At 47.1% G+C, this 13,226-nt stretch carries 11 protein-coding genes; 6 read left to right on the forward strand and 5 right to left on the reverse strand.

Translation table 11 applies throughout. The features are described from left to right. The first annotated feature begins 35 nt into the window (after positions 1–35). Together astB and astE are read left to right on the forward strand one after the other, a co-directional pair. Positions 36–1,376 (forward strand): N-succinylarginine dihydrolase, encoded by a 1,341-nt coding sequence (gene astB / locus MKS89_RS17285; protein WP_072955107.1) that lies wholly within the window; start codon positions 36–38, stop codon positions 1,374–1,376. Positions 1,377–1,396: 20 nt separating this feature from the next. Then, positions 1,397–2,386: a succinylglutamate desuccinylase gene (astE, locus tag MKS89_RS17290; protein ID WP_072954819.1), complete on the forward strand. Its 990-nt coding sequence runs from the start codon at positions 1,397–1,399 to the stop codon at positions 2,384–2,386. Positions 2,387–2,408: 22 nt separating this feature from the next. Here astE and MKS89_RS17295 read toward each other — a convergent pair whose 3' ends face one another. From MKS89_RS17295 to MKS89_RS17305, 3 genes are all read right to left on the reverse strand, one after another. Then, entirely contained in the window at positions 2,409–4,124 is a 1,716-nt protein-coding gene (locus tag MKS89_RS17295; protein ID WP_072954822.1) for a diguanylate cyclase, read from the reverse strand. A 256-nt stretch (positions 4,125–4,380) separates the two neighbouring features. Further along, on the reverse strand, positions 4,381–5,442 hold the full coding sequence (locus tag MKS89_RS17300) for an ATP-binding protein (protein ID WP_205409078.1): 1,062 nt from the start codon (positions 5,440–5,442) through the stop codon (positions 4,381–4,383). Further along, the gene (locus MKS89_RS17305) at positions 5,435–6,643 is read right to left on the reverse strand and encodes an FIST N-terminal domain-containing protein (protein ID WP_072954826.1); all 1,209 of its coding nucleotides are present in this window, start codon (positions 6,641–6,643) and stop codon (positions 5,435–5,437) included. The genes MKS89_RS17300 and MKS89_RS17305 overlap by 8 nt, the downstream gene beginning before the upstream one ends. 433 nt (positions 6,644–7,076) lie before the next feature. Between MKS89_RS17305 and MKS89_RS17310 the strand changes: the two genes are divergently transcribed. Together MKS89_RS17310 and MKS89_RS17315 are read left to right on the forward strand one after the other, a co-directional pair. Beyond that, a complete protein-coding gene (locus tag MKS89_RS17310; protein ID WP_072954828.1) occupies positions 7,077–8,024 on the forward strand; it encodes an SPFH domain-containing protein in 948 nt (315 codons plus the stop codon). Then, a complete protein-coding gene (locus tag MKS89_RS17315; protein WP_072954830.1) occupies positions 8,024–8,479 on the forward strand; it encodes an NfeD family protein in 456 nt (151 codons plus the stop codon). Before MKS89_RS17310 ends, MKS89_RS17315 begins: the two co-directional genes overlap by 1 nt. 26 nt (positions 8,480–8,505) lie before the next feature. Here MKS89_RS17315 and MKS89_RS17320 read toward each other — a convergent pair whose 3' ends face one another. Together MKS89_RS17320 and MKS89_RS17325 are read right to left on the reverse strand one after the other, a co-directional pair. Beyond that, positions 8,506–9,219 carry an exonuclease domain-containing protein gene (locus MKS89_RS17320; RefSeq protein WP_370737039.1) on the reverse strand — a complete coding sequence of 238 codons (714 nt, stop codon included), beginning with the start codon at positions 9,217–9,219 and terminating at the stop codon, positions 8,506–8,508. 19 nt (positions 9,220–9,238) lie between these two features. Next, positions 9,239–11,119 (reverse strand): DUF294 nucleotidyltransferase-like domain-containing protein, encoded by a 1,881-nt coding sequence (locus MKS89_RS17325; RefSeq protein WP_072954832.1) that lies wholly within the window; start codon positions 11,117–11,119, stop codon positions 9,239–9,241. A 198-nt stretch (positions 11,120–11,317) separates the two neighbouring features. On the opposite strand from MKS89_RS17325, the gene MKS89_RS17330 reads away from it, so the two are divergent. Then, positions 11,318–11,854 (forward strand): YgjV family protein, encoded by a 537-nt coding sequence (locus MKS89_RS17330; RefSeq protein ID WP_235862441.1) that lies wholly within the window; start codon positions 11,318–11,320, stop codon positions 11,852–11,854. A 227-nt stretch (positions 11,855–12,081) separates the two neighbouring features. Next, complete coding sequence (locus tag MKS89_RS17335) at positions 12,082–13,224, forward strand: efflux RND transporter periplasmic adaptor subunit (RefSeq protein WP_072954835.1); 1,143 nt, start codon at positions 12,082–12,084, stop codon at positions 13,222–13,224. The last annotated feature ends 2 nt before the right edge of the window (positions 13,225–13,226 follow it).

Here is a 13,226-nt window from a genome sequence, read left to right on the forward strand (position 1 = left end):
GGAGTATGGCAATGACTCAAGAAAAACAATCGCGCATGTCGGCCGCTGAAGTTAATTTTGACGGTTTAGTCGGGTTGACGCACAACTATGCAGGGTTGTCATTCGGCAATGTTGCTTCGACCAGCAACAAGAGCCAGGCTGCGAATCCGAAGTTGGCAGCACTGCAAGGGTTGCAGAAGATGAAAGCCTTAGCGGATCTCGGCTTAAAACAGGGGGTTCTGCCACCTCAGGAGCGGCCTTGTATCGGGACGTTACGCCGGTTGGGATTTTCCGGAACCGATGCTCAGGTGCTAACGCAGGCCGCGCAGCAAGCCCCGGAAATTCTCACCGCGGTGAGTTCTGCTTCTTCTATGTGGGTTGCGAATGCAGCCACGATTTCCCCGTCGGCAGATACGCACGATCAACGGGTACATTTTACGGTGGCGAATTTGAATAATAAATTCCACCGGGCCATTGAAGAAGAGACCACGGGTAATGCACTGCGCAGTATTTTTTCCGACCCTGATCATTTTGTCCATCATGCAGCATTGCCACAGCAAGCGGTGATGGGGGACGAAGGCGCTGCCAACCATAATCGTTTATGTTCGCATTATGGGGCCGCAGGTGTGGAAGTCTTCGTCTATGGCCGTCAGGTTTATGGTGGGCGAGTCGAACCAAAACGCTATCCCGCACGCCAGACTCGTGAGGCCAGTCAAGCGATTGCTCGTCTCCATCAATTGGATCCGGCAAAGACGGTTTTTGTCCAGCAGAATCCTGAAGTGATTGATCAAGGGGTGTTTCATAACGACGTAATTTCCGTGAGTAACGGCCCGGTGCTGTTTCATCATCAGGAAGCATTTCTCAACCCATCTGCGGCATTTGCTGAGATTCGGGCCAAGCTTGCTGCGGTCGAGTGTGAATTTATTCCGATCGAAGTTCCGAGTGCACAGGTATCAGTTGCTGACGCAGTTAACACTTATCTGTTTAATAGCCAGCTTTTAACCAAACCCGATGGTAAGATGCTGATTGTCGTCCCGCAGGAAGCCCGGGAACATGAAAGGGTGTGGCGCTATCTTTCCGAACTGATACAACACGATGGTCCGATCGATGCAGTGCAGGTCTTTAATTTACGGGAAAGTATGCGTAATGGCGGCGGTCCGGCTTGTTTACGTTTACGTGTTGTTTTGAATGAAGCTGAAATTCAGGCAACCAATCCGCACGTACTGATGAATGATGATGTTTACCGGACGCTCACGAACTGGGTCGAGAGACATTATCGCGATCGCCTGTCGGAACATGATCTGGCTGATCCTCAGTTGCTGCTCGAGAACCAGACCGCGCTGGATGAATTGACTCGGATTCTGCATTTAGGATCCATCTATCCGTTCCAGCGTTAATCGGTAGGAAGGAGAATAAGATGAAGGATTTTCTTCACACGATGTTACAAGGACAGCCACCGCAAGAGACCTCTGGTGAAAATGCCGAGTTAACCTGGCAGTGGCTGGCGGATGGCGTCTTGCTGCTGGAGCCGAAAGTCGTGGCGGATGATATCAAACATGTGTTGATGTCGGCTGGTGTGCATGGCAATGAAACCGCCCCGATAGAAATTCTGTCTCGACACGTCAACCGTTTATTAAACGGGGAAATGCCACTGGCAGTTCGCTTATTGGTGGTGCTCGGCAATCCGGATGCGATTCGGGCCGGGGTTCGCTATCAATCGGTGGATCTGAATCGATTATTTCATGGTCACCACCGTCATTATCCGGCGTGCTCGGAGACTCAGCGTGCGATTGAGCTGGAAAACATCGTCGAAACATTTTTTGCCGATACCAGCACCGAACGATTCCATTTTGATCTGCATACCGCGATTCGCGAGTCCTTTCATCTCCGCTTCGGATTGTTACCGCAAAAGACACTGGCTTCAGACGACTTTCTCCACGGCTTGATTGGTATGGGATTGGAAGCGTTGGTGATTAACCCGATTCCCGGTGGCACATTCAGTTACTACACCCATGCCGCGTTGCAGGTGCAGAGTTGTACGCTGGAGTTAGGCAAAGTCCGACCATTCGGTGAAAACGATCTCAGTCAGTTTGCCGCCGCAGACAGAGCGCTGGAATGCTTTATTTGCGGTGAAGCCTTTTCTGCCGATATGTTGGCACCAGTTAAGGTTTATCAGGTTGTGCGTGAATTGAAAAAATTGTCGGATGATTTTCATTTTATTGATGTTAGTGATAATGCCAAAAATTTCACCTGCTTTACTCAAGGGACGCTGATTGCTCAAGATGGCGATGTGATGTATCGGGTTGAACGCGCCAATGAATGGCTGATATTCCCGAATGCCGGAGTGAAAACCGGCCTGCGTGCCGGTTTGATGTTGGCAGAGGCCGATCTTGATGCGTTAATGTAAATCGTGGGCGGCGGTGTTGATGTTAATACTGCTCCTGCGGGGTGATGGTGAGATGCCTGTCTTGGGGTTCGACGCGGTTTCTTCCCTGTTGTTTGGCTCGGTAGAGGTGTTTATCTGCGAGCCGGTAAAGGGTTTCTAATGCTTCAGCATTTATCCGGGTCGCAATCCCGAAGCTGGCGGTCATCTGAATGTCTTGCGCCTCGTGCCGGAACGGTGTTGCTGCAATGGTGGCACGTAAATGTTCTGTATAGGCGAGCGCCTGTTCTGCATTTGTATCAGGGAGTAATATCACCATTTCTTCACCGCCCCAGCGCGCAATAATATCATTTTCTCGTGTATGCCGTTTGAGCAGTTCCGCAATGTGGCTCAGGGCAAGATCACCGACGTGATGTCCGTATGTATCATTAATTTGTTTAAAGTGATCGATGTCCATCATCACGAAACTGAGTTTTTTTTTCGTACGATTCGATTGTTGAATACACTGGTGACCGGCTGCCATGAATGAGCGCCTGTTGAACAGATTGGTCAATGGGTCATATGACGACAGATATTCCGCTGTAATTTTTTGTTGCTCAAAACCTTTCAATCGATAAGCCACGATCACGGCTAGAATTGTTGCCTCAAAAACCACACCGAATACCGCCCCGTTATAGCTGTAATAGTTATAAGGGATGAGCCCCCAGACTGAAAGCGTGGTAATAAGCAGACCTAACATGCTGCATGTGACTGCTATCAGAAAATAGAGTGTGTCTCTGGTTTTATTCAGATTTAAAACACCCAGTAAGATCATCAGCATTGTGGTCAGCGAGAGAAATTTAAATGCAAATTTGGTTGCCCATAGGTGCATGTTTAAGCTGATCAGAGCCACCATCGTTAAAGTACCCAAACCGCTATAGATCAACAGTGCCAGATTTAATTTGGGGGTATGTTGATGGATACGTAGAAAGTTAGAGACAAAAACTAATCCGGCGATGCCATGAAAAACCATCATGATCAGCGTGAGATTATTTTCGATAAACACTGAATTGGGATACAACCAAGCGAAACCATAGCCATTGTAAGAAATATTGACGATGATAAAACAGCTAATATAGAGCGAGTAGAGAAGTGCATCTAACTGTTTTATCGATAGGTATAAGACAAGGTTCATTCCAACCAAGGCCAGCAATATGCCATATAAGATACCGGACGTGACATGGATTTGTGCGTCAAGGGTTCTGGATTGATAGGCATCGAGTAAAGCGATGGGGAGCGTTAATGGGTCAAGCGACTGACCTCGGATGACGATCTGGCTTTGTCCGGGAGGGAGCCTCATATCAAACACAAAACCAACCCCGGGCAACAGATGTGAATCTGCAACCTGATAATCTCCGGAATGCCACGTCTGGATAATACCTTGGTCATTGACCAAATAAATTGCCAGATCATCTACCCATGGTTGTGCTGCATTGAGACGCCGGTATTGTGCAACCTGCGTATGATTTTGCACATCGAGCTTAATCCATGTTGCGTGTTTGTGGATACCGAACGACATAAAGTCTTGAGGCGGATGGTGTACTTCTCCGCTGCGAAAGCGTTGTTCAGCCTGCGCAAACGATAAGGGCGTTGTGCCATCCTCATGAAAATATGTGGCACCGGTCAGTAATGTCGGGATGCTATTGTGATGGCCTGTCGCAGCAAAAGCATTTTGACAATAAACGGTCATCAAAAAAATAATCAATACAAAACGTATTATCATGTTTGCTTATTCTGTTTTGGACGAAAAAACGGGGAGTAGAAAAGGGCACATCATCTGTAATTATTTGAATAAGACGACATGTCATACTAGCATTTTTAGAGATGATGGCATGGTTTCAAACGGTATTAACTTGATATGAGGGTGCTTATTTTTAATTATCTCAATAGCGATACAATTTACATAATTTATCTTGTTTTTGTGTGGAAAAAGCTGCTCGAATTCGCTGTGGAGATATGGATCGGTGCATTGTTATCACTCAGGTGCGTTTTATTGGTAGATAAATTGTAAATGTGCTGCCTTTTCCCAGTGTAGAATCAACCTCAATCCGTCCGCCGTGTTTTTCGATGATACCATAAGTGACCGAGAGCCCCAATCCGGTGCCTTTACCGATGGGTTTGGTGGTGAAAAATGGATCAAAAATGTGGGGAATCATGCTTTCATCGATGCCGACACCGTTGTCGCAAATCGTGATGATAGCCTGATCCTGTGCCACGGCGGTTTGGATGGTAATGGTGCCCCATTCGGGAATAGCCTGAGCTGCGTTCATCAGCAGATTGAGGAAAACCTGATTGAGTTGAGACGGCAGGCACTCAACCGGAGGAAGTGTGCCGTATTGGCGTATCACCTCTGCTTTGAATTTGATTTCATTCCAGACAACATTGAGTGTACTGTCAATGCAGCTGTGAATATCAGTGGTTTGCCATTCACAATTTCCGGGACGTGAAAAATCACGCAAATCTTGCACAATTCTTCGAACGCGTGCCACACCATCGATAGATTCGTTCATCAAGGTGACAATGTCAGTCCGCAGATAATTGATGTCAATGCTGTTTTTGTAAGCATCGAGCCGGGCTTGGATTTCAGGTGGCAATGCTGCTTCGTATTGGGCATATTGATCGTGCAGCGCTAATAACTGTTCAACATAGCCTTTCAGCATATCGAGGTTAGAATTGACAAAACCAATCGGGTTGTTCACTTCATGGGCAACGCCGGCAGCTAATTGACCAATGGATGCCAGTTTCTCTGATTGCAAGAGTTGATCATGGGCATCCTCCAGTTTTTTGATCAATTTACGTTGCTCTTCGCGTTCCTGAGTCAAGTCGCGGTTGATACGCTCATTTTCATGCAATGCTGATTCGAGTTCAGCCGTGCGACGGCGCACTTGATTTTCCAGCATGACCGCATCCTGAAACAAACCATAGTTGCCGGACAGTTTGTTTGCTTCACGCTCGGCTCGGTCCATCAGTGAGGTGACGACTTTATTGAGGCGGCGAATTTCCTGACGCAGAGCGGCTTCATCTTTGGCTGAATCAGTCATTGGCGTCTTCCTTGTTATCGAACACCATTTGGTTGCCAAGTGCTTCTTCATGACCAAATGCTGCCTCATGACCAAATGCAATACCGGTCAGCGTTTGATTGATATGGACACCACCAAATTGTTCGCCATAGGTACTGAATCCTACCGCGTTGTACTGGCTGAATAATTTACTGATAGCGGTTTTGCTTCCGTCATGGGAGGCTTCCAGATTCCGCAATATACAGTCACACACTAACATGCCCTGAATATGCTCCAATTGTTCCTCTAGTGCTGTCAACGTTGTGGTTAGCTTATCGAGCATGTTTTCACCGTGAGCGACTCTGAGCACCACACCTTCGTCAATGGCACAATAGAAGGTCAGGCTACCATCCGGGTTGGCATGTTGGATCGAGCGAACAAAATCGGTTCCATCAATCATGACTACCACCGGCCAAGCGGCAAAGTGATCTGAGGTGAGCTGTTCCGGGTCAACGTTGACGAGGCGAGCATATTCAGTCGCTGCCGGTAGCCCATTAATTTCTTTGACGACGCGGCTCTTGGCATCGACTTCAGTAACGACCATTCGCTCACGGCCAGAGATAAAGTGCTGTGTTTTAAACAGGTGAAACTTAAGAGAAGTATTGATTAGGATCAGTGCTGCACTATCGGGGTGGAATTGCCCGTCAGCAAAGATCCAAGTCTGTTCAAAGTCCAGTTCGTCACCGGCAGAACCTCCAACCATCCGAACACTTCCGAGGCCGTCTTGTAAAGCATGTGTGACCGGTTCTTCGCGTACTGAGAGTCCATCAATCAATAAGAAACCAAAATCTTGGTTGGTTTTAATATAAGAATCAGTACTTTCTAACTGACGTAAGAGATCTTGGGCGAAGGTGCGACCATAAGAGATTTCAAAAGATTGGAGTCGATCCAGATGGCCAACGACAGCGGTGCAGCATGCCGCAGAGAAGCTGATTCCCGCCAGGCTGTGGTTCAGATAACCCGCCGGACCAATTTCACCAGCTGTGGTGCAACCAACAACCAGTTCATCAGGAAAGAGCTGATTGATTGCTGTTGTAAGTTGTTGTAAATCATAGTTGCTGGAACAGAAGAAAATAACCAATGCCATGTGTGGCTGACTAATTTGTGTCCGAAGTTCTGATACGGCTGTTGCTGCATCCGGTGCGTAAGAGTGGCCTGTTAGTATCGGATTCGGTTTACCCATAACTGCCTCCGGAGATGACCGTTGTACGTCTTACCAATGGATGGGAGTAAAATGTTTTTGTCAAAGTATCGTTCAACGGGTCTCGCCCACCCTCGGTAACACTGATTCTCACCCATATCTGTTTCAGTATGGATGTCCTTTCATGTAAGCCATTATTATAAGAATTCTCATTTGCATACCACCGCAGGAGGAGGCAGCGTGATATGCATGATTGTTTCGCTATAGGTATAGTTCGTCGCCAACAGGAAGATCAAAAATGCGCCGTAGAATTTGTGATCATCATCTTTGCTTTGCGTAGCAAATCACGGTTTTTTCCATCATATTTACGTGGGATTGATTCGATAAATATGAATAGAAGGAAATGCTTTCTTTGATGATGAGAGGGCAGTACACTTTGAACTGCTTATATGCTTACTGAGGAACACGTTTGCTCATGGATATCGTGAATCTACTGTTTAACAATGTCTTTACAGTGCCTGTCGCACTGCTTATTTTCGTATTCTTTTTACTGAAATCCTCCATTATTTTTGTACCTCAGAATCAGGCTTATCTGATCGAACGGTTTGGCAAATATCTGTCAACCAAAGAAGCCGGATTACACTTTTTAGTGCCCTTTATTGACCGAGTTGCGGCGGATCGTTCATTAAAAGAACAGGCCGTTGATGTTCCCCAGCAGAGTGCGATTACCAGAGATAATATTTCTCTGCATGTGGATGGTGTGCTGTATTTTCGGGTGCTTGACCCATATAAAGCCACTTACGGGGTTGATGACTATGTTTTTGCGGTGACTCAGCTATCCCAGACAACCATGCGTTCTGAGCTGGGTAAAATGGAGTTGGATAAAACCTTTGAAGAGCGTGATGCGCTGAACACCAATATTGTCTCTGCAATCAATGAGGCGGCCGGCCCTTGGGGGATTCAGGTGTTGCGTTATGAAATCAAAGATATTATTCCACCTCAATCTGTCATGGAAGCGATGGAAGCTCAAATGAAAGCTGAGCGGGTCAAGCGGGCTCAGATTCTCGAATCAGAAGGGGATCGTCAGGCCGCGATTAACCGTGCTGAAGGTGAGAAACAGTCAATTGTATTGTCAGCGGAAGCCGATAAAGCCGAGAAAATACTCCGTGCAGAAGGGGAAGCGAAAGCCATTATTGCGGTGGCAAATGCACAGGCGGAAGCCCTGCAAACTGTCGGTGAGTCCGCCAATACGGAAAGCGGTCAGAAAGCAATTCAGCTTGAACTGGCGACCAAAGCAATTGCAGCGAAGCAGGCGATTGCCAAAGAGTCGTCCATGGTGATTCTGCCTGATAACGCGACAGATGCCAGCTCTATCGTGGCGCAGGCGACGTCGATCATTAGTCAGTTGAATAAGAGCCGATAATGGATTTTATCATAGCGCATTTGGTGCAGGTATTGGCCGTAACCGGATTAATCTTGTTAGTGGTTGAAGTGTTGGTGCTGGGCGCGAGCACATTTGTGTTGTTATTGATGGGGATAGGGTTATTACTCGCATCACTGTCGATGTATCTCGAATGGATTCCCACCACATGGCAATGGGCGTTGGTGGCCACGACCTTTTATACACTGCTCTCCGGTGGTGTATTGTGGCCGGTTTTTAAACGTGCTCAGAAAAAGCCTCAACACACGAGCGTACATAGTGATTTGATTGGTCACAGTTTTGTGTTGCCACAAGATACCACACCGGAAAAACCGACATCGTATCGTTTCTCTGGCATTGAGTGGCGTTTGATCACCCAAGAGCCATTAACCAAAGGGACTTTGGTGGAAGTGATCCATTTGCAAGTCGGTGAATTATTCATCCGGGCGAAACCGTAACCCAATCGACACGACCATTGATACCCCTATCGGGTCAGTAATTGCCTGATAGGGTTTTTTTGTAAGTTCAGCTTTTTAATTTGAACTAAAAATAACTCGCCACAGGCGAGTGCATCGCTGGCTGCCGAATGTGAACAGTAATCGGGTAGATGGTAGAAACGGCGTAAGTCATCCAACTGATAACTGTCGTGTTGTTTGCTTTTTCCGGCGTAACTGAACCGTTTTTCAATATCGAGGGTATCGACAAAACAGGCAGGAAACGATTGCAACTGCGCGTGATGTCGGAGAAAAGTTGCGATAAAACATTTTTCTATCTGGCAATGATGCGCCAGTAATATTTTCCCCTGTGCCCGTTCCAACAGTCGATTCATCCCATCGGTCAGAGAGATACCTTGCTCCAAGGCGTGCGGTGTCAGCCCGTTGATTTGTGCGGTCTCTGGTTTGATGAATTTGCCATGGTTGATCAAAAGTTCTTCATGACTGGCGATATCAATGGCTTCTAAAGTTAAATCAACCATCCCAATCGAGAGTATCTGATCATGTGCAGGTGTCAGACCTGTCGTTTCGAAATCAAGCGCCAGAAACCGGAGCTCGCTGAGTGGCGTTTCTGGCTGAGCAAAGGGATATGACAGATATGCCCGCAATGCTGCCGACCAACGCGGATCGATTTGAATCCGTTGCCGTAGCGCTTCCGCATCGGATGGATATTTCCAGTGTTGCAACCAGTCAGTGAGCATCATTGGCTTTCCTTGATATCGTCTATCTTCCTTTAACGAATTTCAGCTTCGCGACATCTTGTAATTCGCTGATGATCTTAAACGCATCTTTCAGATGTTTGCGTTCAAAGCTGCTGAAATGATCGGGAATAATCTGATTATTCGGTGTCGCTCCGGCCAGAATCGCATTCAGTTGATGGCGAAAGCGAACCTGCGTGATAAAACGGTAAGCACCAATAATGTTTTCACAACTATCCTGAGACAGTACGCCGTGTTTGGTTGCATAACGGAAACGCTCTTCCGTGCCGGTCAAAGAGCCTCCGGCGGCAAGACTGAAAATTCTTGCCAGATCAATGATTAGGTTTAGTGCATACTTTTTAATATTCAGGGTGTTGCTGTTTTGCCCGCTTTTTTCGAGCACCAGATGATTGAAAATCCCAAGCGGGGGCTGGGTTTCAACAGCATCACGTACCAGTGCCGGGATAAAACCGGAACTTTTTTGAATACAATCATGCAAATGGTGTTGAATCTGATCAACCAGTTCTCGTTGCCCATAAATGGCCCGGACTTCAAGAAATACACTGATGCTCAGTAGCCGATTATATTCCGGGCTGGATACCCATTTTTGATAGTATTCTTTCCAACGGGAGACCGGTTGGCACCATTTCGGGGACGCTGCCATATAGCGACCATCACACACCGGATAGCCACAGGCTGCCAGTGCATTACAAACGCGCATCGCCAGATGAGTGAAATAGAGTTTATGTTCATCACGGGCGTGATCCGAGAGAACCAAGGCACTATCCTGATCGGAGAGCATATGGACTTCATTGCGGGCATGTGATCCGGCAACCACCCAGGCATATTCACAGGGGGGAGGCCCGAGGACTTCTTCGCTAAGTTGAATGATACGGCGTGTAAACGCATCCATCATCATGGACATGATCTGTCCTTGAATTTCAGCACTCACGCCCCCTTCGACTAACGCCTGAAATATCGTTTCCCGCTCGCTTTTGAGATGAGCCAACGCATTGACTGAACTGGCGTATTTAATTTTTTCGAGCAGAAACAGCGATTGGGTGCGATGGTTGTGAACCAGATGCGTGGTGGTGAGAAGCCCGGTGACTCGCTTGCCTGTCAAGACCGGTAAACAGCGGATGTTGTATTGCATCATCAGTGAGATGGCTTGGATCACTTTGGCATCGTGTTCGATCATATGCGGATGCTGCGTCATGACCGTTGCAATCGACTCATCAATGTCGCGTCCGGTTGCAACGACCGACTGTGTCATATCCCGATCCGTCACTAGGCCGACAATATCTTGATTTTGCATAACGACAGCGCAAGAACTGCGTTGCTTGTGAGGGATATTACCGCACATCATACGTGCGACATCGCGGATACTATCGTGACAGTTGACGATCGTAATATTCTCACTGGCAATTTCTCCGACCGTGCGAAAGAAAAGCCCTTTGGCTTCTTTTTTACACACGTCGTTGACCGCGGAGGTCAGCCGAATGTTGGCCTGAGACGCAAAGTAGTCAGCAAAATCCGGATAGGTTTCACAGACCAGCGTCAGCTCCTGATGGGGAATCAAGTACAACAGTGAGTCATCAATGGCCTGTGCCTGATAGCCGTCTTCTGCATTCACCAGTGGTTTGAGGAAGGTAAAACCAAATTGATCATCCTGACCGAGTCTGGCTCGTAACTCACCCGTTTGAGTTCGTTGTTCTATGGCACCGGTTCTGATGATGTAGAGATAGCGTTGTTCACACAACGAACTAAAATCAATCGTTTCGCCTTTCACGAGATATTTGACTTTGACCGTATTGGCCATCGAAGCAACCAATTCTGGCGGTAATTTATCGAACGGGTCGATTCTGACCAGAAAATCATGGATGTTAGGCGTGATCGACGTACTCATATATTCATTCTATCCTGATGCTGTTCTGCGCTATTATATCGTTGTATGCAAAGGTGAACAATATTTTTAAAATAGCTTTTCAAAAATCCAAATTTGTGCAACTATTGCACAAATTATTGATCGGTTTTATTGCTACTTTTCTTGTTATTCAATTCATTATATTTACTAACTTGTAAATTTTAGGGTAAGAGTATTGCTGTGGGTGACACAATTTTCGCCAATGATACATTGGCACAAGCGCTAGGTTTGGTCAGTTTTGCTTTAGGGCTTTCGACTTTTTATCAGAAGAATGATCGGCGTTTGAAAATATTAATGCTGATTTTCAACCTGAATCACTGTATTCATTATCTGTTACTGGGTTCAACGGTTTCGGCACTGAGTACCATGTTATCTGCCGCCCGGACGACCACCGCCATTTTTGTCTCTTCGATCCGCGTTGCTGCGGTCTTTATTGTGATCAGTCTTGTCAGCGGTGTATGGATGGCAAATCATTGGTGGGATCTCTGGTCAGTCGTGGGGACCGTTATCGGCACCTATTCGGTCTTCTGTCTTGCCGGTATTAAGATGCGGATCGGGTTTCTGCTGGGCGGCATATGCTGGCTCATCAATAACATAATTGTTGGCTCGATTGGTGGGGTGATGCTGGAAACCTCGCTATTGAGTATGAATTTGTTAACGATATATCGCATTCACCGACAGGCGAGCAACATGTTAGTGAAAACACCGGAATGTTAAATGTAATAGCAACATTTTCATGATCAGTCCCACATGAATTTTTATGGCAATGATAGCCTGTATTACCTCACTTTGAGAGCTCCCTCCCAAACATTTTCCTCGACTTGAATGCCCGGACTGTTTGTCCGGTCTGACCACCATTATATTTATGATATTTCCATTCATTCCGATTCATAAATCGGTAATATCGATTGAATTCAAAATAAAAATAGTAGGAGAACATCCTAATGATATTTCGCATTTATCAAAAAAGATCATCATCCATTGTTGGTTGGTTTTCTCGGTATCGTGTTTGGCGACAGTGGCTTGGGTTATGGATTTTAATCAGTGGATTAACCGCTTGTTATGATGATGCGCGTCCGGTGACGGTTGAGCCGAAACCGATTCGTCCGGTCAAAACCATGGTTGTCTCATCGGTGAAAACCACACCGGTTGTGACACAAGTCGGTGATATTGAAGCTTATCAGCAAACGGTGCTGGGGTTTCGGATCGCCGGACGCGTCCTTGAGCGTCGGTTTGATGTCGGTGATCTCGTACACCAAGGGGCGATTTTAGCGACCTTGGATCCCAGTAATGCCAATAATGCTCTCAAGCAGGCCAACGCGGAACTGGATAATGCGAAATCAGCGGCAACACTCGCTCGGCGAACCCTTGCCCGGATGGAAAAATTATTACCCAACGGGGCCATTTCTCACTCTCGTTACGATGAGGCAAAATCGGACTGGCAAGCCGCTGCTTCCCAGCTTAAGCGGGCTCAGGCTGCCGTCAAAGATGCGCAAGATAATTTACAGTTTACCCATCTGATTGCGCCACAAGATGGGGTGATCAACGAGACCAATGCGAACCCCGGACAGGTTGTCAGTGCAGGGCAACAAGTCTTTAAACTTGCCGACAATGGTCAGTTGGACGCCGTGTTTGAAGTGCCTGAGCAGGTCTTACAGACCCGGATTGAAGACCCGCAAATTACGGTTTCTCTACTCTCTAATCCTGAAATCAAAACTCGCGCTAAATTACGTGACATTACGCCACAGGCCGACCCGTATACCCGGACATACCGCGTTCGGGTCACGCTGATTGATCCGCCAGCATTGATGGGACTGGGTGCGATTGTCAAAGGGCAATTACAACTCCCTACGATTGATCAGGTTATCGTGCCGAAAGCGGCTTTGACACGTCAAGGCGATCAGCCGGCCGTTTATGTGGTTGATAGACAAAGCAGTGAGCTTCGGCTGAAGTTGATATCGGTCACTCGCTACAGCGACGATGCGCTTTATGTGTCTTCAGGGCTTGATGCTGGTGATCAGGTTGTCATTGCCGGTGTCAATCAACTGCGACCCGGGTTGAAAGTTCGTCTGATGCAGGGAGAGTAATC

The organism is Vibrio gazogenes (assembly GCF_023920225.1).
Lineage (GTDB): Bacteria > Pseudomonadota > Gammaproteobacteria > Enterobacterales > Vibrionaceae > Vibrio > Vibrio gazogenes.

Excerpts from the sequence above, each read along its gene's own strand:
- astB (WP_072955107.1), top strand. The coding sequence starts at position 36 with ATGTCGGCCGCTGAAGTTAATTTTGACGGTTTAGTCGGGTTGACGCAC.
- astE (WP_072954819.1), top strand. The coding sequence starts at position 1,397 with ATGAAGGATTTTCTTCACACGATGTTACAAGGACAGCCACCGCAAGAG.
- MKS89_RS17295 (WP_072954822.1), bottom strand. The coding sequence starts at position 4,124 with ATGATAATACGTTTTGTATTGATTATTTTTTTGATGACCGTTTATTGT.
- MKS89_RS17300 (WP_205409078.1), bottom strand. The coding sequence starts at position 5,442 with ATGACTGATTCAGCCAAAGATGAAGCCGCTCTGCGTCAGGAAATTCGC.
- MKS89_RS17305 (WP_072954826.1), bottom strand. The coding sequence starts at position 6,643 with ATGGGTAAACCGAATCCGATACTAACAGGCCACTCTTACGCACCGGAT.
- MKS89_RS17310 (WP_072954828.1), top strand. The coding sequence starts at position 7,077 with ATGGATATCGTGAATCTACTGTTTAACAATGTCTTTACAGTGCCTGTC.
- MKS89_RS17315 (WP_072954830.1), top strand. The coding sequence starts at position 8,024 with ATGGATTTTATCATAGCGCATTTGGTGCAGGTATTGGCCGTAACCGGA.
- MKS89_RS17320 (WP_370737039.1), bottom strand. The coding sequence starts at position 9,219 with ATGATGCTCACTGACTGGTTGCAACACTGGAAATATCCATCCGATGCG.
- MKS89_RS17325 (WP_072954832.1), bottom strand. The coding sequence starts at position 11,119 with ATGAGTACGTCGATCACGCCTAACATCCATGATTTTCTGGTCAGAATC.
- MKS89_RS17335 (WP_072954835.1), top strand. The coding sequence starts at position 12,082 with ATGATATTTCGCATTTATCAAAAAAGATCATCATCCATTGTTGGTTGG.